The 19,741-nt window shown below is 33.2% G+C and carries 14 protein-coding genes; 8 read left to right on the top strand and 6 right to left on the bottom strand.

The genetic code is table 11. The features are described 5' to 3' along the window. The first annotated feature begins 47 nt into the window (after positions 1 to 47). Positions 48 to 992, top strand: a complete 945-nt coding sequence (locus CF386_RS07790; protein ID WP_089073868.1) for a hypothetical protein — start codon at positions 48 to 50, stop codon at positions 990 to 992. A 173-nt stretch (positions 993 to 1,165) separates the two neighbouring features. Here the strand turns inward: CF386_RS07790 and CF386_RS07785 are convergent, their stop codons facing one another. Next, on the bottom strand, positions 1,166 to 1,468 hold the full coding sequence (locus tag CF386_RS07785) for a DUF3081 family protein (protein WP_089073867.1): 303 nt from the start codon (positions 1,466 to 1,468) through the stop codon (positions 1,166 to 1,168). Positions 1,469 to 1,528: 60 nt separating this feature from the next. Beyond that, positions 1,529 to 2,647 carry a glycine cleavage system aminomethyltransferase GcvT gene (gcvT, locus tag CF386_RS07780; RefSeq protein ID WP_089073866.1) on the bottom strand — a complete coding sequence of 373 codons (1,119 nt, stop codon included), beginning with the start codon at positions 2,645 to 2,647 and terminating at the stop codon, positions 1,529 to 1,531. A gap of 428 nt (positions 2,648 to 3,075) precedes the next feature. Here gcvT and glyA point away from each other — a divergent pair, with 428 nt between their 5' ends. From glyA to gcvP, 3 genes are all read left to right on the top strand, one after another. Beyond that, on the top strand, positions 3,076 to 4,371 hold the full coding sequence (glyA, locus tag CF386_RS07775) for a serine hydroxymethyltransferase (protein WP_089073865.1): 1,296 nt from the start codon (positions 3,076 to 3,078) through the stop codon (positions 4,369 to 4,371). 20 nt (positions 4,372 to 4,391) lie between these two features. After that, the gene (gene gcvH / locus CF386_RS07770; RefSeq protein WP_089073864.1) at positions 4,392 to 4,775 is read left to right on the top strand and encodes a glycine cleavage system protein GcvH; all 384 of its coding nucleotides are present in this window, start codon (positions 4,392 to 4,394) and stop codon (positions 4,773 to 4,775) included. 64 nt (positions 4,776 to 4,839) lie between these two features. Continuing rightward, positions 4,840 to 7,698: an aminomethyl-transferring glycine dehydrogenase gene (gcvP, locus tag CF386_RS07765; protein ID WP_089073863.1), complete on the top strand. Its 2,859-nt coding sequence runs from the start codon at positions 4,840 to 4,842 to the stop codon at positions 7,696 to 7,698. A gap of 111 nt (positions 7,699 to 7,809) precedes the next feature. Here the strand turns inward: gcvP and CF386_RS07760 are convergent, their stop codons facing one another. Then, a complete protein-coding gene (locus CF386_RS07760) occupies positions 7,810 to 9,000 on the bottom strand; it encodes an MFS transporter (RefSeq protein WP_089073862.1) in 1,191 nt (396 codons plus the stop codon). Positions 9,001 to 9,731: 731 nt separating this feature from the next. On the opposite strand from CF386_RS07760, the gene CF386_RS07755 reads away from it, so the two are divergent. Next, complete coding sequence (locus CF386_RS07755) at positions 9,732 to 12,269, top strand: AAA family ATPase (RefSeq protein ID WP_145955029.1); 2,538 nt, start codon at positions 9,732 to 9,734, stop codon at positions 12,267 to 12,269. Further along, positions 12,266 to 14,107 carry a hypothetical protein gene (locus CF386_RS07750; RefSeq protein ID WP_089073861.1) on the top strand — a complete coding sequence of 614 codons (1,842 nt, stop codon included), beginning with the start codon at positions 12,266 to 12,268 and terminating at the stop codon, positions 14,105 to 14,107. The genes CF386_RS07755 and CF386_RS07750 overlap by 4 nt, the downstream gene beginning before the upstream one ends. 214 nt (positions 14,108 to 14,321) lie before the next feature. On the opposite strand, the gene trpA is transcribed toward CF386_RS07750, so the two are convergent. Together trpA and trpB are read right to left on the bottom strand one after the other, a co-directional pair. Continuing rightward, positions 14,322 to 15,110, bottom strand: coding sequence for a tryptophan synthase subunit alpha (trpA, locus tag CF386_RS07745; protein ID WP_089073860.1), 789 nt, complete (start codon positions 15,108 to 15,110; stop codon positions 14,322 to 14,324). Positions 15,111 to 15,114: 4 nt separating this feature from the next. After that, entirely contained in the window at positions 15,115 to 16,293 is a 1,179-nt protein-coding gene (gene trpB, locus CF386_RS07740; RefSeq protein WP_089073859.1) for a tryptophan synthase subunit beta, read from the bottom strand. A gap of 159 nt (positions 16,294 to 16,452) precedes the next feature. Between trpB and CF386_RS07735 the strand changes: the two genes are divergently transcribed. Then, positions 16,453 to 17,682 (top strand): ArsB/NhaD family transporter, encoded by a 1,230-nt coding sequence (locus CF386_RS07735; protein WP_089073858.1) that lies wholly within the window; start codon positions 16,453 to 16,455, stop codon positions 17,680 to 17,682. Positions 17,683 to 17,701: 19 nt separating this feature from the next. On the opposite strand, the gene murQ is transcribed toward CF386_RS07735, so the two are convergent. After that, complete coding sequence (gene murQ, locus CF386_RS07730) at positions 17,702 to 18,622, bottom strand: N-acetylmuramic acid 6-phosphate etherase (RefSeq protein WP_089073857.1); 921 nt, start codon at positions 18,620 to 18,622, stop codon at positions 17,702 to 17,704. Between the two features lie 151 nt (positions 18,623 to 18,773). Here murQ and CF386_RS07725 point away from each other — a divergent pair, with 151 nt between their 5' ends. After that, positions 18,774 to 19,670: a LysR family transcriptional regulator gene (locus CF386_RS07725; RefSeq protein WP_089073856.1), complete on the top strand. Its 897-nt coding sequence runs from the start codon at positions 18,774 to 18,776 to the stop codon at positions 19,668 to 19,670. Positions 19,671 to 19,741: the final 71 nt, after the last annotated feature.

Below are 19,741 nucleotides of genomic sequence, written 5' to 3'. Positions count from 1 at the left end.
ACAAACAGATAGTTGCAATTAAAATATACACTTTACAAGGATTTAAAATGAAAAAAAAATACAATAAAACACTTCTAACTCTTTTCATCATATCATCTATTACCACTTTAACTGCTTGCGGAGGTGGAGGTAGTGATTCAGAATCTAAACCGCCTCAGCCACCTAAACCTACAGTTAAATCCTACAATCTAAGGTTTGATGGAAATACAAACGAATCCTCTTATCGAAATTATTATAGCCCTGAAAAAGTTCCATTCACACTTAGCATAAATTCAACGAATACTAATCTAAATTTAAGTAAAAAAACTACATTTGATTCATCAATTAAAGATACAAAATTATCAATTCCACACAAAGATCAATTAATTAAATATTTAAATGAACTATTACACGATCCTGCCGGAGATGTTCCTAAATCACATAAAAATATTACAATAAAAGATGTTGAATTCACAAGCAATACAAAAGGTTATTTAACATTACAAATAACAGGAAAAAGTATAGGAAATTATTTTAATTTTGATGATATGATCTTAAACTTAACAAACAACCAAAATTGGCGTTTAGATCTTAGTTCAGGTAAAGGAGATGTAAACCCTATAGACAATGACCCTGATGACATGCAATCAGTAAAATTAAATAAAAACGCTAAAACATTAACTATAGAAAATAAATCCAGAATAATACCATCAGTGAAAGATTATATTTACTACGATTCTAATCATATTATTCTTGACATAGATTTTAAAGAAAATAGCAACAGCGCTAATTTCATTTTTACAAATTGTGATGAAGACGAAAATACTAATATTAATGAAGTTTTTACCAAAGTTAAGGGTAAAGATCATACATATAAATACTCATCAAGTCCGAAAGAACCTTCAGTAATAAAGTATACAGATATTATTACGCCGAAAACGATAAATAATTGTACAGTAAGTTACCTAGCTAATAATATGGATAAAGCCTACCTAATGAAAATAAATAAGTAACATAGAGATATCTTTCAGGCTCATTTATTATTTGATTAGAGAAATTTGTGGTTGCTTTCGTTATAGCAAGTAACCGCAAATTAAAAATTTATAAAAGTTTAGATAAATTATTCTTTTTATTTAAAACAAAATTCTAGGTATACCATTAGAATCCACAGCACATGCTCTAAGATTTATTTATCTTTAAAGAGCTGAAAACGTTCACCCGTTTTAGATTGAATATACTTTTGTCCTATTTCTTCAAGAATATTTTCAAACTCCACAAGCTCTATTTTCTTCTTGTAATCAAACTCATAAGAGTTATGAAAAAAAAGATTTAGATTAGCATTTTTGTAACTGAGGGTAATATTATAGCCTTCTAAATCAGAAGAAAGTCTAACTCCGTGAAGAAGATACTCTCCCTCTTTAAACGTACCTTTTTCTCTGATTATATTGATAATTTGAAAAATTTTATGAATATCTAAATTATTGATCATACGTATATTTTATGAAAACTTAAACCTCTACCTTATATAAGTATAGAGGTTTAATTCAAGTTAGCCTCTATAATAATTCTGAGGCACAAATGGCATTTTAGATACAATCATTTTAACTTTTTTACCACGAACATCAGCAAAAACTTCTGTTCCAATTTCTGAAAAAGTTTTATCTATAAAGGCCATAGAAATTGGTTTCTCAATCGTTGGACCAAAGGTACCACTAGATACAACCCCAATTTCTTCATCTTTCGCGTTGAAAAGCTTAGTTCCCTCTCGAACAGGTGCTCTTGTCGTACTAATTAAACCAATGCGTTTTATTTCAAAATTTTTAGTAGAAAGCTGATTTAAAATGTGTGTCGACCCCGGAAAACCGCCCTCCCTAGATTCGCCGCTTCTTCTTATTTTACTGATAGCCCAAATCAAGCTTGATTCAACAGGCGTATAATGTTCATTTAAATCATTACCATATAAACAAAGTCCGCACTCTAACCTTAGAGAATCTCTAGCTCCAAGACCAATCATTTCCACTTCATCTTTGGCTAAAAGTTCTCTCACAAAACTATCAGCAAATGTCTCTGGAATTGAGATTTCAAAACCATCTTCGCCAGTATAACCAGAACGACTTATAAATAACTCAATGCCTTTATAATGAATGATTTGAGTGTCCATAAAAATCATATCTGACGTTTCAGGAATGAGTGAAGATAGTACTTTCGCTGCATGAGGGCCTTGTAAAGCAATCAAAGCTCTATCCTTTATAACTTCTAACGTAACATCATTAGGCAAGTGATTTCTTATATGAGCTAAATCCTTGTCAACACATGCTGCATTAATTACCAGATAAAAATAATCACCATAATTTGAAACCATCAAATCATCAATAATACCGCCATTATCATTAGTAAAAAAAGCATATCGCTGTTTACCTTCAGGTAAATCAATAATATCAACAGGTACAAGCGATTCTATAAATTGAGCAACATTATTTCCATGAAGTTTTATTTGGCCCATATGAGACACATCAAAAAGCCCTGCTTTATCTCTACAGTGTAGGTGCTCTTTTTTAACGCCTAGAGGATACTGTACGGGCATATCATAACCAGCAAAAGGCACCATTTTAGCACCCAAATCAACATGAAGATTATATAATGGTGTCTTTAATAAATTTTGAGTCATATTTTTACCTAAATCCTGTATTGAAATTAATTGTTATATAATGTACATCATTTTGGTGCTATCTCAATGACTTTCATAGCAAAAAAGTTACAAAAAGATTGATGTTGTTAACAGATTAAAACATTTATAAAAATTTATTTTTGTCATAGTTTTTGATGTTTTTATGTTTGAGAAAATAAAGCTCAACCCGAACATATTAATAAAAACAATAACTTAAACAAAAATTAGTCCTGTTTTATAATTTTTAATTTATTTTATAAATTTAAATAGAAAAAAGCAAACGTTTGCGTTAAAATGTACGTCATATTGAAAAAGACAGTCATTTCATGTTTTTATATATGCTCTTTTTTATATAAAAACTGTGAATTGTAAAAACTTTATTTTATAATTTAGAACTAGATTACAAATATATTTCTAAGGAATCGATCATGAGTGCAACCTACAAAAGCAATGAATTAGAAAATTTTTTTAATGCCGATTTAAATAGTGTTGATGAAGAGATTATGCAATCAATCAACTTCGAATTAAACCGTCAACAAAACCAAATTGAACTTATTGCTTCAGAAAATATAACTTCAAAAGCAGTTATGGAAGCTCAAGGCTCTTGTTTTACAAATAAATATGCAGAAGGATATGCCGGTAAAAGATATTATGGTGGTTGTGAGTATGTTGATGTTGCTGAAAAATTAGCTATTGAAAGAGCTAAAAAGTTATTTAATTGCAATTTTGTTAATGTTCAGCCTCATTCAGGTGCTCAGGCCAATGGTGCTGTAATGCTTGCTCTACTGAAGCCAAACGATACTGTTTTAGGTATGTCATTAGATGCCGGTGGTCACTTGACACATGGGGCAAAACCAGCACTTTCCGGTAAATGGTTTGATGCGATTCAATATGGCGTTAATCGTGATACGTTAGAAATAGATTATGATGAAGTTAAAAAATTAGCACATGAGCATAAACCAAAACTTATTATCGCCGGCGGCTCAGCAATTCCTCGCGTTATTGATTTTAAGAAATTTAGAGAAATTGCAGATGAAGTTGGAGCTTTACTTATGGTTGATATGGCTCATATCTCAGGCCTAGTTGCTAGTGGTGCTCACCCTTCTCCTTTTGAATATGCTGATGTTGTTACGACAACCACTCATAAAACATTACGTGGCCCAAGAGGTGGTATGATTCTTACGAATAAAGAAGAGATCATCAAAAAAGTAAATTCAGCTGTATTTCCTGGTCTTCAGGGCGGCCCACTTATGCACGTCATTGCTGCTAAAGCTGTTGCATTTAAAGAAGCTCTTCAACCAGAGTTCAAAACATATATTGATAATGTTATCAAAAATGCTAAAGTGCTTGCTGAAGTTCTCCAGTCTCGTGGTTGTGATATTGTCACTGGCGGAACTGATACTCATTTAATGCTAGTTGATTTAAGACCTCTTGGTTTAAAAGGTAATAAAGCGGAAGAAGCTTTAGAAAGAGCTGGTATAACTTGTAATAAAAATGGTATTCCATTTGATACTGAAAAGCCAATGATTACATCAGGCATCCGTTTAGGTACACCAGCAGGTACAACTCGCGGTTTTACTGAAAAAGAGTTTACACAAATTGGAAACTGGATTGGAGATGTATTAGATGGTCTAGTTAAAAACCCTGATGATAACTCAATGGTTGAAATGAAAGTTTTAAAAGAAGTTCAAGAACTATGTAATCAATTTCCGATTTATAAATAAGGTTTTTTTGGAGAATAAAAATGACAACAAATCTTAAATTTACAGAAACACATGAATGGATCCGTCTAGATGCAGATGACACAGCATTTGTTGGTATATCTGATCATGCTCAACAACTTCTTGGGGACGTTGTTTTTGTTGAATTGCCTGAGGTAGGTGATGAAATCACAATGGGAGATAATTTTTCTTTAGTTGAGTCTGTAAAGGCTGCATCAGATATATACGCACCTTTAACGGGTGAAATTATAGAAGTGAATGAAGATTTAACTGATAATCCAGAATTGATTAATGAAGACCCAGAAGATCGAGCATGGATTGCTAAAATTAAATTATCAGATCCATCTGAAATTGAAAACCTGTTCACTGAAGAGCAGTATAAAGAAAATGTAGTCGAAGAAGACTAATATTTACCTGGCATAGTGAAAAATCACTATGCCCTTGTTTACCATTTTTTTCGAGTAATATTCAATGAATAAAACATTTTTAGAAACTTTATGTAACAATAATGAATTTGAACAACGTCATAATGGACCAGATGAAAGTCAAATTAACGATATGCTTAAAGCGGTCCATAGTTCTACCTTGCAAAATTTAATTGATGAAACTATACCTCAAAATATTCGCTTAGAAAGTCCAATGGGATTAGAGCCGGCTCTTAGTGAAGCAGGTTTACTAAAAAGATTAAAAGAAATTGCCGAAAAAAATGTTATTCACCAAAGTTATGTAGGACAAGGTTATTTTGATACTTTCACACCAAGTCCTATATTAAGAAATGTACTTGAAAATCCTGGGTGGTACACAGCTTACACACCTTATCAACCTGAAATATCTCAAGGCAGATTAGAGTCCTTATTAAATTTCCAGCAAATGGTCGTTGATTTAACAGGCATGTCAATATCCAATGCTTCTTTATTGGATGAAGCAACTGCAGCTGCAGAAGCAATGACTTTAGCATTTAGATCAGCAAAAAGTAAAAGCAACACCTTCTTTGTTGCAGATGATGTCCATCCTCAAACCATTGACGTCATCAAAACAAGAGCAAAATACTTAGACATTGAAATTGTTACTGGCTCTGTAGATAAAGTGAATACTTTTGATGTTTTCGGTGCAATTTTTCAATATCCCGGTACACAAGGTAATATCCATCACTTAGGCGGATATATAAATAAACTTCATGAAAATAAAGCTATTGCGGTTGTCGCTACTGACTTGTTATCTCTTGCACTTTTAAAACCACCTGGCGAATTTGGTGCAGATGTAGTCATCGGTAGCTCACAAAGATTTGGCGTACCAATGGGTTTTGGCGGTCCACATGCTGCTTTTTTAGCAACGACAGATAAGCTTAAACGTTCAATTCCTGGCCGAATTATTGGTGTTTCTAAAGATAAACATGGTAATCAAGCTCTTAGAATGGCGATGCAAACAAGAGAGCAACACATTAGACGTGAAAAAGCTACTTCCAATATTTGTACTGCTCAGGCGTTGTTAGCTAACATGGCTGCTTTTTTTGCAGTTTATCATGGACCTGAGGGTATTAAGAAAATTGCAACTCGTGTTCACCATTACACATCTATTGTTGCAACACTTCTCACTAAAAATAATTGGCAGATTGAAAACTCCTTTTTCTTCGATACGATCACTGTTAAAACGAATGACCAAACAGCAGATTTGTATCAAAAAGCTTTAGATCTAAAAATTAATTTAAGAAAAAACACGAACTCTTTATCAATTAGTTTTGATGAAACAAAATCATTACAAGATATTAAAAACTTGTTATCCGTCTTTGATATAAATGCTTCCATTGAAGAGGTATCAAATAATTTACAAGACGATGTACTACAATTTATTCCTCAAGATTTACGAAGAAGCTCAGATTATTTACAACACCCTGTATTTAATCAGTATCATACAGAAACCAAATTAATGCGTTATATGAAAAGTTTGGAAAACAAAGATTTCTCACTAACGCATGGAATGATACCCCTAGGAAGTTGTACCATGAAGTTAAATGCTGCTACTGAGATGATACCAGTAACATGGCCTGAATTTGGAAGAATTCACCCATTTGCACCTTCACAACAAGTTCTGGGTTATCAAGAATTAATAGATGAATTAAAGTCTATGTTATGCAAAGTGACAGGTTATGACGCCTTTTCACTTCAACCAAATTCAGGTGCTCAAGGTGAATATGCTGGTTTATTAGCTATCCAAAGATACCATGCAAGTAACAATGAATCACATCGTAATATTTGTCTGATCCCTAGCTCGGCTCATGGAACAAATCCTGCATCTGCAGCTATGGCTTCATTAAAAGTTGTTGTGGTGAAATGTGATGAAGATGGAAATATTGATCTTGCTGATTTGAAAGAAAAAATAGCTAAGCATCAACAAAACATATCTTGTATCATGATTACTTATCCTTCCACACATGGTGTTTATGAAGAGACTGTGACAGAGGTTTGTGAGCTTGTTCATTCCGTTGGTGGCCAAGTATATTTAGATGGCGCGAACATGAATGCTCAGGTCGGTCTAACTAGCCCTGGTTTTATTGGCTCTGATGTTTCTCACTTGAATCTTCACAAAACATTTTGTATTCCTCATGGAGGTGGTGGCCCAGGTGTCGGTCCAATTGGCGTAAAATCTCACCTAGCTCCTTTTCTTCCTGGAAACAGTATTGAAGAATCTGATGATATAAACTATTCGGTTTCAGCAGCAAATTTTGGAAGTGCTTCCATACTACCTATTTCATATGCTTATATTGCAATGATGGGAGACACTGGTTTAACAAAAGCAACAGAGCTGGCAATTTTGAATGCTAATTACATGAAAGAAAGACTCAAAGACCATTACACTATTTTATATACAGGTAATAATGACCGAGTAGCTCATGAGTGTATTATCGATATTAGACCTATTAAATCTGAATCTGGTATTTCTGAAGAAGATATAGCAAAACGACTCATGGATTTTGGCTTCCATGCCCCTACGATGTCATTCCCAGTAGCTGGCACATTGATGGTAGAGCCGACCGAATCAGAAGATAAAGTTGAATTAGACCGTTTTTGTGATGCCATGATTCAAATAAGAAATGAGATACAGGATGTTATTAGTGGAAAGTTCACTTTAGAAAACAATCCATTAGTTAATGCGCCTCATACTCAAGTAGATTTAATGACTGAAAACTGGAACTATCCTTATTCTCGTGAACAAGCATGTTTCCCAAGCAAACAATTATTAAAGTATTGGCCTTCAGTGAATAGAGTTGATAATGTTTACGGAGATAGAAATCTCTATTGTACATGTCCTGATATCTCTACCTATGAGTAAATAAAGCAATTTGTTTTTAAACTTTAATAGTCAATAAATATATAAAAAAGACCTAGATAATAGGTCTTTTTTCTTTTAAATTTTATTAAAAATATAATTTTAATATTTTGTTTAAAGTGAACTAATCAAATATCGACGCAACCATGATTTTTGACTAATAACTCCATAAAAAATAAAGATTGAAAAAACAACAAAAGACATAGTAATGAAAAAAGTCTCTTGATTCATAGAACCTAAAAGAATACCCACTGTAAAATATGAAATTAGCCACCCTAAATGAGAAATTGAAAAGTAACCAACTAGATATGCATGCCTATCTATAGCACTAATTTCTTTTTTTAAAATGACCTGCATAAATCCTTCAATTAAACCTGAGCTTAAACCAAAAAGAAACCAACTAAAAAATAAAATATAAACATTGAAATACACAGTATCTAATAACACCACACATAAGGATATAACGCTACCTAAAATCATTGCTCTTCTGGGGTTTATTTCTTTGATGATTAACGTAACCAAAAATGAAACGATGCCTATTCCTAACGCATATGATGCCATTGCTAAAGACATATATGACTTTGAAAGATGAAAATCATTCTCAATAAATGAAATTGTTTTAATATAAACAATACTCCCTAACATAGATGATATCAAAACAAGGGTTGTAACTTTTAAGAGACTTTTATTTTTTAGAAAAATATTAATGCTCTGGAAGACATTACTAACACTTCTAGACTTTTTGATTGTTGATCTATCATCTAAATTTTTTATAAAAATAAATGAAATTAAAAACGTAAAGCTATTTATAACAAATAATAATTTTGAGCTCATAAACAATAATAAGATTGAAGCAACAACAGGTGCTAATACGGTAAGAATATTATTAGTAATTTTTGAAATGAAAACTGCTTTGGTATATGTTTTGTCGTCAAAAATTTCTGATAATTGAAATTGGTAAATAGGAGTAAAACCAGCAGAGCAAATATTAATAAACATCATCAATATGTAAACTTCCCAGGACTTAGCGACAAACACCATAATCAAAAATAAAAAAAACCTCACCAAATCAAAAGTTAACATGAGTTTTTTTTGTTTAAAAACTTTCAAAAAATGATGTACCAAAGGGGCTCCTATAATATAAACGCACATTTTAAGTACTAAAACGATCCCCAAATTTTGAGAGACATTATTCTCTGAAAGATTAAAAAAAAGTTGAGTTATTGCAATGGTTGAAAGACTACTCCCAAATAATGAGAAAGCTTGAGAAAAAAATAAACTGCGAAAATTCTTATTTGAAAACATAAAACACTCTCCTTTATATACTATACCCCGTATGGTATATAAAATAATATTTTTTTCAAATATTTTTTTGTATTTATTTTCTATTAGAAATAGTCACTTTATATCATTTTTTGTTGATGTTATGAGTAAAATGACCCTTTTATTTATTTAGGGTCACATTCAACAAATAATGATAGATTTAACTCAAGAGCAAAAGAAGTAATTAAAAAATTAATTTATTAATTTTTAGTGTCTTGAATATAGGAAATACCAACCCGTTATTTTCACGCCTCAAGAAGATGTTCTGCCAATAATGAAATTTCTATATTTCCTCTTTGCCACATAACGCCCTTTTAACGTGCGAGCAATACAATACCGATGCCTCGCATATCACTTTAATCAGCTCAACGTATATTAAAAATGCTATGTGTTGCGAATCGCATTTAAAACTTGATACTAGAAGTCTTTTATTTCGTATATCTTCTTGAGTATTATGACACAGGTGTATGGATTGAACTTACTTTTTAATTAATGGAAACTTTCATAGCACCCTTCCATAACGTATGGTTTCATCAAGTTACGCAACAAAGCTATACAAATTAGCTACATTTGGAGGTAATTTCTCAACTTTTAGTGATTTCAATATGACCAAATACTCATATTTTTGACGTTAGCTATATACATATCTTATTGTATTGAATAGAATTATTAACTATATAAACTGACACCAATACAAATACATAGAGATGGATATGGATATACAAAGACAGCAGCAGAATGAAAGACGGGTTATTTGTGCAATTGAGAGAGGTTATGGTAACTCGGATAGTGATGTTGGTAAGTTAAGAGCCTTTTTTGAAGTTAGCTCCCCAAACGAAGTGACTCCAATCAACAGCACCAAGATGTTCTGTGAAACTGAACAGGTTTTTGTCACAGGAAAATTCTCAGAGCTTAAAGAAAAGTTTGGAAATAAGCTCTTTGAAGTTTATTGTATTCCTTCCTTTGAACACCGCGATGGTGACTGCCGATATGTCACACGATTAGGATCCTGCTCTGATATCAAGGGACTATCTTGTTGCCAAGTCTTCGATCACCCTCTACCTAGTGTTACAGAACCAGAAGTTGTGCTCACTTCTGAGCCACAAACCAAATCAATACTATTTAGAGATAAAGATTTCATTTATGGTCCATTTGAGTATACCAACAACACCGAAACTTCCGAAGGAAATAAGCGCTATCAAGTAAAAGCGATTACCACTCCTATTAATACTACAACACCTTCATTTCACATTGGAAAAGTATCTTCTCCACAGTACATAAGCTCACTTTATGATAAAATCCATCAACCTGTATTACTCGGAAATATAAAAAGATGTTTTGATTCGGCTGAGTTGATTGACTTTATATCTGATGATCAAATCATATCCACATATGGCACTAAGATAGCTAAAAACTCTGAAATTCGTAGTTTCAACAAAGGGACTATTACACAAATTAGAAAATCTTTTGCGTCCAGTATCGAGCAAAGAAGGTTCCCTCAACGTTTCCAACGTTTATTTGAGGCACTAGAGAAATCAAATTCTTGGGAAGGAAACCGTAAAGAACTGATAGATAGCTTTTTAAAAACAGATTCAGGAAAACAAATTGTAGACAACTACATTCATTTGAACCCTGATGACTTATTTAAAGGAGAGAGGCAGTCTTATCTTGAACAGTTAGATAAAGAGTATGAGGACAAGCATAATGAAATCGAAAATTTAAGATCGAGGAAAGAAGAGATAGAGTCAGAGATTCGAAAACTTCAAAGAGAGCGAGAACAAGTTGAACTAAATGCAGTTCAAAACAGCGATTCAAATGAAGCTTTAGAAGTTCTTACTCAGAAACATAAAGCTCAGTTTGATACAGAGATTCAAGATAAAAAGAAAGAATTAGATGATCTGCAATCTGAGATAGCTGGTCTTAAAAGTAAATATAGAAAGTTTACTAAAATGGAAGCTATCGAGGACGAAATAAAAGGTTTAGACCGCGATAAAGACCGTGCGAAAGAACGTTTAAAGGACATGGAAGAGCAGGTTGTTGAAGTCCAAAAAAAGTTGAAAGAATCCAATGAAAGCTTAACGGCAAGGTTGTTAAAATTAAAGCCCGATGTTGATGCATTATCGGGTATCGCTCCGAGAAAAAAACGAGAGTCCGTTAGCTATAACATACAAACCCTATCGACTAAGTTAGATAATTTAGATGATTTTCGAGAAGAACTTATTGACCGTACACTAGATAGATTAAATAAGTTAGGTCGTAAAACAGATTACAACACTGTTACCAATATACTTACGACTCTTGCACAATCTCAATTTACGTTATTCTCTGGTCGCCCAGGAACGGGTAAAACGTCTTTAGCTAAAATGTTAGGAACGAGTTTGGGCTTGCAAAACCGATTACTGAATATTCCTGTAGCAAGAGGATGGACTAGCTCTAAAGATATTTTAGGTTTTTACAATGCACTTTCTTGTTCATTTAACCCTGCTGCAACTGGACTTTATGAGCTTTTGACGCAGCTTCACAAAGAATCTAAAGACAGTATAAATGGTGCACCAGCAATTTGCCTACTTGATGAGTTCAATCTAAGTCAACCAGAACACTATTTCAGTCCATTCTTAGAAATGTCTGATCCAGAGTCTAAACGAACTATCGCGACAGGAGATCAAGAGGCACCATATCTGGAAGTCCCGCATTATTTGCGTTTTTTGGGCACTATTAATAATGATGAGTCTGTACAACCTTTAACTCCAAGAATGTTAGATCGAGCAGCGATTATTAGCTTCGATGAGATTGAACCTGACTATGATTTGTCATTAGGTACGCCAGTAAGTTTAGATGACTCAGATATTATTCCAATTTCAGGTAAAGCATTTATAGAAGCTTTTGCTCCTAAATCACTTGTTCTACCTCAGGAGATTGAGCTTACTCTAAAAGAGATTGTAGATACTCTTAGAGATGATAAGGCAGAATTTGGCTCCGCAGTAAATGTTTCGTTCCGTAAGGTTAAAGCTATTCGAGCATATCACAACGTTACCTCATCAATGTACATTGATAATAGGTTTGTGGCTTTGGATTACGCGGTGAGTCAACATATAATTCCCCTTTTAAACGGCTATGGCAAAAATTTTGGTACACGATTAGAGCAACTTAAGTCCTGTATTCCTGATGAGATGGAAATTTCACATAAAATGCTGCATAAAATAATAAGGAATGGAGACCAGAATATGTTCACATATGGCTTTAACCTATGAGTGAGTGGTATCTCGATGTTTTTTACGAGGAAAGTAAAGAACGGTATGACCTTGCTTTAGATCAGGAGAGTCGAATAAGTATACGAGAAACCAGTAATATCAGATTTTCTGTATCGGTTAAGGATACAGAGTTTCACAAGTTTGGCAAGCCTTATGTTGTGATTTCGGATATACCTGTTGAGTTTAAATTCAGTCACTATAATGGCGGGTATCGAGTATTTGAGTCCATTGATTCTTTAGAATCACATTCTTCTCGTTATTTTTATAACTTTTTTGGGGAGAGTGAGATTAGTTTATTTTTTGAGCATACATCTAACACACACTCAAGTCATACAGTTAATATCTTAGCAAGACGGGCTAATGCAAAGCTAGCAAATGAGATGTTAAATCATATAACGTCAAAGTTAGATGATGCGATATCTATCTGCTTCTCTAGAAGTAAATTATCCGTGGGTTTTGATGATTCCCAGAAATTTAACTTTAGTCGCTTAGATATAATTCAAAACGCTATTACGTACCTTTCAAAGTCATTACCTACTTTTATGCGGGAGCATAAGTATAACTGGAAGCCAGAGATGGAGATGACAGAGCGAGGACAACCTACTGGTCCAGACTCTGTTCATTGGGTATTGAATAATCTAGATAAACTCACACCTGCGAGCGTTGATGAAGCAAATTTAGTATATAACAATCGAGGTTATCGCCTTGATGCATTGCCAAAGGAAAGTATCGTAAAGGAATGGGATGTTTTTGAAAATCAGGTGCTCCATACTTTCTTGTATAACATGATGCTTTTTCTCATCGACATTAAAGAGCAGTATAACGTTGAAACGCTGAGTCATGGTGATGGCATTGTTGACCTGGAGTATGTCAGATTTGATCATACTATGAGAAATTTCGCCCAAATGGCTCTAACTCATAAGGTCAATCAAATAGATTCTCTAATGATGGATATTGAACAGCTCAAAAGAGTTTTTAAATCTAAGCTTCCTGCAAGTTTAATCCCAGGAATACAGCCGAGAGTTACATCATATGTCGCTAGACACCCACACTACAGAAACACCTTCGAACTAATAGAGAAGTGTTATAAAGCGCCATCTCCCAGTTTTGAAGGTACAAGTTTACTCTTGGGTTTAAAAAACTTATCTATCGTATATGAAATGTCTACATTGATACTGCTTCATGAGTCTATTAAGAAGTGTTTTGACGTTGAATTAACAGAGCAGGCTTATAGAGAACATGCTGAGTATCATCCATTTGGAGGGGTTCAAAAAGAACGTCCTCAAGGCGAAGTGAACAACTATTTCAGGTTTAAGAGTAGCCTGTTTTTAGTGGAGCTATTTTATGAACCTAAAATTTACCCATTCTCACATAATAGCTCCATAGGTGATCTTGTTGATACGAGTAATTCCAGAAGAAATGAATATGGTTTGCATCATTTTTGCCCTGACTTTGTTCTAAAAATTCAATCTCAACAATGGGCAAAACCTGCTACGGTAATTTTGGACTGCAAATACAAAGATGAATCAAAAATAAAGCAATATGATATCGATGCTCTAACCCGAAAATACCTATTGAATATTCATCAAGTAAACTCAAGTGGTCGACTAGGTGTTTCACCAGTAAGTTTATTACTTTTATTGTTTCCCCACGCTCGAAGTCTTAAAGCTGTAAGGACTGTCGCTCCTAAGCATTGCCTTGATGGAGAGTATCCCTTATTACCCCAGTCTAGTGCCATACTTGTTAAACCAACAGAGGTTGAGCTATTAGATACTCATCTATCTGCTTTCATTAAGGTTATGAATGAAGAGGCAAAAATAGTCCCGACTGACATGTAAAATCAAACTCTTTGACTAGCATTAGCCAAAGAGTTTATATAACTTGTACTCGATCTTTTATTAGCAGAAGTTGGTGTAGGGCTTTCATGAGAAATATAAAATTTATGTCATTTTCGTTAATGATATAAGTAAAATGACCCTTTTATTTATTTAGGGTCACATTCAAAAAACAAAGATAGATTTAACTCAAGAGCAAACAAAAGTAGTTAAAAAGTTAATTTATTAATTTTTTAGTGTCTTGAATAAAAGAAGAGATTTCTTGTTGTGCTTTCATTGGTTGATCATGATATTTTTCAATTTTTTGAGTTAGATAACTACCAACAATTGCACCATCTGCACCTTGCGATAAAACCTCTGCAACTTGTTCAGGTGTTGAGAGACCAAAACCGACAATCATGGGTTTATCCGAGACTTGTTTTAATTCACTAATACGTTCAAGAGTAAATTGGCTTAATGATTTTTTTGCACCTGTTGTTCCGTAATCACTGATTACATATGTATAGGCATTCGATTCATTAAAAAGAAATCTAGCTCGTTCTAATGAAGTATTAGGTCCGATTAATTGAACTTTACCAAGCTTATACTTATCCATTAATTTACGGTGTTCATGAGATTCCTCAAATGGCAAATCAACACAAACAATTCCATCGACTTTAGCATCTGATAGTTGTCTGTAACTTTCCTCTCCAATACGAAATAAAATATTATAATACAATAGTAAACTTATCGGTATGTCTGGATATTTTTCTCTAATTTTATGAATTTGATTTACGCATTTTTTGAAGTCTACACCTGACTGTAACGAACGTTCCATAGACTTTTGGTGAGTTGGGCCATCAGCAATAGGATCTGAGAACGGAAATCCTAATTCCAAAGCATCTGCACCGGATTCAACAGCTGATTTTATGATGTTTAAATTATCATCTAAATTAGGATCACCTAGAGTAAAGTAAGGCACGAAAATTTTTCTCTTTTCATTAAATATTTTATTGAAACGATTCATATTTCTAGTTCACTCCTTGTTTGTATTTTATATAACTGTCTATATCTTTATCACCTCTTCCAGAAATATTTATGACAATTATTTTTTTTTGTTTAGAATCTTTTGCATATTTTATTGCTAATGAGACTGCATGAGCTGATTCGATTGCGGGAATTATTCCTTCTTCTAAGGAAAGTTCCTCAAAGGCAAGAATAGCTTCTCGGTCGGTCACGCTACAATAATCTACTCTACCACTATCTTTTAAAAAGGCATGCTCAGGACCAATGCCTGGGTAATCTAACCCTGCTGAAATTGAATAAGGCTCTTTGATTTGTCCTTCTTCATTTTGCAAAAATAGTGAATGCATACCATGAAAGACGCCTTCTGTTCCCTGTGTGAGTGTAGCAGCATGTTCTCCACTTTCTATACTTAATCCTCCAGGCTCAGCGCCAAATATTTTAACATCCTCATCCTCAAGAAATGGCGCATAAAACCCAATTGCATTGCTTCCTCCCCCCACGCAAGCAAACAATGCATCCGGACTATCTATTTTAAGAGCATTGAGTTGACGTTTAGTTTCTTCACCAATAACTTTTTGAAAAAATCTCACTAAGCTTGGAAATGGGTGTGGACCAGCTGCAGTTCCAAAACAATAGTAAGTGTCTTCCGAATTTTTAATCCAATCGCGCATTGCATCATTAATGGCATCTTTAAGTGTCGCGCCACCTGATGTGACTGGATGAACAGTGGCGCCAAAAATCTTCATCCTTTGTACATTTGTTTTTTGTCTTTCGATATCTACAGCACCCATATAAATTTCCGCATCTAGGCCAAGTTTTGCAGCCGTCATTGCTGTTGCAACACCATGTTGACCAGCACCTGTTTCAGCAATTATTCTCTTTTTTCCTAAAAATTTAGCCAATAAAAGTTGCCCTATGGTATTATTAGTCTTATGAGCTCCACCATGTAGCAAATCTTCTCTTTTTAAATAAAACTCACAATCGTATTTTCGTGATAAGTTAGTTGCATATGTAAGAGGGGTTTCTCTTCCTGCAAAATCTTTTAATAACTGATGATATCCATTTAATTGTTCTTCATCTTTAATAAACCTTATGAAACCATCTTCTATCTCTGTCAGAATATTTAACAAATTTTCTGGTGCATAGCACCCACCAAACTTTCCATATCTTGTATTAAGTTGCATGTTTAAGGCTCCGATTCAGTGAACTAGTTTAATAGTACATTATTGTCTTTATTTAATAAAGAGATATTTATAAAAATTCTAATCAAAGTTAAAATTAAATATATTTTTTTTTGGTTATGTTTTATTATACCTTCAACCAAATGGCTCAATAACTTTCTCATGTATTTTAGTTTAATAATATCATTAATCATCTTTCTTCTTATCGCCGTAAAACAATGGCTTCCAAAAAAAATTAAAATATGGAATATTATGGCTTTTGGAGCTGCTATTAATCTTATTACTGGTCAGCTTTCTATTTCAGAGGCTCTTCATTATATTGATTGGAATATTATCTTTTATTTAACCGGTATTTTTTTTATTACAGCATCTATCTACGAGTCTGGTTGCTCTCAAAGTTTATCTAACTTTATTACGCGATTTAACTCTTTTCCAATCGCTTTACTTTGCTACATGGTCTTTTTATTTTGCACGACGCTTTTATTCACAAACGATGCTTCCGCAATTATAGGCGTACCATTAGCGATTGCTATTTCCCGAAAATATGATAAATCTTTAAACCTTATTTTGCTTTCGTTATGTGCTACTATAACTATTTCAAGTGTTACCTCTCCAATTGGTAATCCCCAAAATATCTTAGTTGCAACAGATCCTTTTTTAAATAATGCCTGGAGTTCATTTTTTCATTCACTATTTATGCCAACACTTTTATGTCTCATTTTTTCTTTTTTTTGGTTTTACTTTCTTATGGATCGAACGAGCCAATCTATAAAATCAAACCATCAAACACTTGAAAAAACTCAGTATAAAAGAAAATATTTACCAAATATTTTAATATCTTGTTCCATCTTTGTAGTATTTATTGTAATAAAAATATCCTATTCCCATTCTCAGAATATATTTTTAAGTTATGGTTTCATTAGTATGTTTGCCGCAATACCTTTATTCTTACAAAAAGAATCTCATAAAACTATGTTCCAAAAACTTGATTGGGAAACCATTATCTTTTTTATATCTATGTTTATAGTGACAGGAGCAGTACTAAAATCGAATGTTTTATCTAGCCTTTTGGGAAACAATGTTAATCAGTTAGGTCAATCCAATATTGTTGCTGCATTTAGTTTTATCGGAAGTCAAATTTTTTCAAATGTGCCCATGGTGGATATTTACTTAAATTTGTTAGAACAGAAAAGCCAACACGCCTTAATGTTGTTAGCTGCAATGTCAACAATTGCGGGAAATTTATTTTTAATCAGTGCAGCAAGTAATGTAATTGTACTTCAACAGGCAGAAAAATACACAGGGCGTCAAGCCTTCACATTTTGGTCCTTTTTTTTCGTAAACTTACCCATCACTATTTTTTCATCTATTTGCCTATATTTGCTCATTTAGTTCAAGGGAGTTAATGCATTCATTTTTTTTTTAAACTATCCAAAGATTTTCTTATAAAACCTTTTTGTTGTTTCAATAAATCCTCCACCTCTGATAAATCAAGACCTGTCAAAATTTTAACAATAGCTAATTTACAATTGCCTTCACACAAATTAAGCATATCTTTTGCTTCCTCATAAGAACAATTTGTCGCGCTCATGACGATTCTTTTTTGACGTTCGATTAATTTTGAATTTGTGGGTTCAACATCTACCATTAAATTTCCGTAAACTTTACCAGAGCGAATCATTGAGCCGGTTGAGATCATATTTAAGATTAACTTTTGAGCTGTTCCTGCTTTCAACCTTGAAGAGCCTGTTATAACTTCTGGTCCGACAACCGCACAGATAGGGTAATCCGCAATTTCATTCATTTTCCCCTCTGGATTACAACAAATAGATGCTACTTTTGCACCACAACTTTTGGCATATTCCATGGCACCAATAACGTAAGGTGTTCTCCCACTAGCAGCAATACCGACTAAAACATCCTTTTGACTAAAAAAAATCTTTTCTAAGTCTTTTCTACCTCTATCTTTTTCATCTTCAGCATTCTCAACTGCCGATAAAATTGCTTTTTCTCCTCCGGCTATCAGACCCATTACCTGCTCTTTGGGTGTGCCAAAAGTAGGCGGACACTCACTAGCATCTAATATCCCCAACCGACCAGAGGTTCCAGCTCCTATATAGATTAACCTTCCACCTTCATGAAATGATTCAACCGTTACATTAACTACCTTTGTAATCATAGGAATTTCTTTTTCGACAGCTAAAGCAACTTTCTGATCTTCTAAGTTCATGATCCTCAACATTTCACTAGTTGAAACCTGATCAATATTTTCACTTAATTTATTTTGGCGCTCAGTTAAAAAAGAACCCAATTTAATATCCTTTGAATCCAAAGCATACTCCTTATATCTTCTTCTAATTATGTTTTTTATAATTTAATATAAAATGGCACATTAGAAAATGTTTTATTGTAATGATTAATTACAAAATAAAGTTTAACAGCTAATATTTAATTACCAATATAATTTTAAATTTATTGAATATATGAAAGAGTTGGATGGATTATTATTATTTGCCGTCGTATGTAAGCACATGAGTTTTGTCAATGCATCTAGAGAGCTAAATGTCCCAAATACAACTCTCAGCCGAAAAATTAAGGCGCTTGAAACTCATGTTGGAGGAAAGTTACTCGAAAGAACTACTCGATCTCTTCGATTAACAGATCTTGGTCAAAAAGTTTATATCAAAGCAACTAAAATATTAGAAACGATTGATGAACTTAAAAAAGAGGTTGATGATGCTAGTAATATACCTGCTGGAGAATTAAAAATATCGTGTCCACGTGCAATTGCTCAAACATTGTTGTTACCTCTTTTCACTGACTTTAAAAGAGCTTTCTCAAAAATCACCTTGAGAATTAATACATCCCCGCGTTATCTAAATTTTATTGATCACAAATTAGATTTTGCTTTTAGATTTGGTCATATCCCAGATTCAAATTTAATTAGTATGGCATTGACTGAAATTTCATACATCCTTGTTTCTTCACCTAATTATGCAACAAACATCAATGTTTCTCATCCCAGTCAGCTCAGTCAATTTGATAAGATTATTTACCTTAATGAAGATAAAGTACAGGAATGGGAGCTTTCCCATAATAAAGAAATCTTGAAATTAAACATGGATGGACAAATTTACAGTGATGACTTTAATTTAACACTTTCATTAGTTTTAATGGGACGAGGAATTGCATATTTACCATGTACATTTGTGAGAAAACATCTCATTTCAGGTGAACTGATTCAAATCTTACCAGATTGGAAATCAACAAAGCTCCCACTTCGCCTACTTTATTCTGAAAAAAGCAACCTATCTAAAAAGTCAAAATCTTTTATTGATTTTGTGAGAGAGCAAAAAAGCAAGTTAAATAATTATTTATAAATAAACACATAAAAACTGAGATTCATGCTTATTGAAACTATATAAAGCATGAATCTTTTACTTTTTATGGG

Origin of the sequence: Paraphotobacterium marinum (genome assembly GCF_002216855.1) — a bacterium.
Classification (GTDB): domain Bacteria; phylum Pseudomonadota; class Gammaproteobacteria; order Enterobacterales; family Vibrionaceae; genus Paraphotobacterium; species Paraphotobacterium marinum.
This window is presented reverse-complemented; position numbering and strand designations above follow the sequence as displayed.

Excerpts from the sequence above, each read along its gene's own strand:
- CF386_RS07760 (WP_089073862.1), bottom strand. The coding sequence starts at position 9,000 with ATGTTTTCAAATAAGAATTTTCGCAGTTTATTTTTTTCTCAAGCTTTC.
- gcvH (WP_089073864.1), top strand. The coding sequence starts at position 4,392 with ATGACAACAAATCTTAAATTTACAGAAACACATGAATGGATCCGTCTA.
- CF386_RS07755 (WP_145955029.1), top strand. The coding sequence starts at position 9,732 with ATGGATATACAAAGACAGCAGCAGAATGAAAGACGGGTTATTTGTGCA.
- CF386_RS07725 (WP_089073856.1), top strand. The coding sequence starts at position 18,774 with ATGAAAGAGTTGGATGGATTATTATTATTTGCCGTCGTATGTAAGCAC.
- glyA (WP_089073865.1), top strand. The coding sequence starts at position 3,076 with ATGAGTGCAACCTACAAAAGCAATGAATTAGAAAATTTTTTTAATGCC.
- gcvT (WP_089073866.1), bottom strand. The coding sequence starts at position 2,647 with ATGACTCAAAATTTATTAAAGACACCATTATATAATCTTCATGTTGAT.
- trpA (WP_089073860.1), bottom strand. The coding sequence starts at position 15,110 with ATGAATCGTTTCAATAAAATATTTAATGAAAAGAGAAAAATTTTCGTG.
- CF386_RS07750 (WP_089073861.1), top strand. The coding sequence starts at position 12,266 with ATGAGTGAGTGGTATCTCGATGTTTTTTACGAGGAAAGTAAAGAACGG.
- CF386_RS07785 (WP_089073867.1), bottom strand. The coding sequence starts at position 1,468 with ATGATCAATAATTTAGATATTCATAAAATTTTTCAAATTATCAATATA.
- gcvP (WP_089073863.1), top strand. The coding sequence starts at position 4,840 with ATGAATAAAACATTTTTAGAAACTTTATGTAACAATAATGAATTTGAA.
- CF386_RS07735 (WP_089073858.1), top strand. The coding sequence starts at position 16,453 with ATGTATTTTAGTTTAATAATATCATTAATCATCTTTCTTCTTATCGCC.
- CF386_RS07790 (WP_089073868.1), top strand. The coding sequence starts at position 48 with ATGAAAAAAAAATACAATAAAACACTTCTAACTCTTTTCATCATATCA.
- trpB (WP_089073859.1), bottom strand. The coding sequence starts at position 16,293 with ATGCAACTTAATACAAGATATGGAAAGTTTGGTGGGTGCTATGCACCA.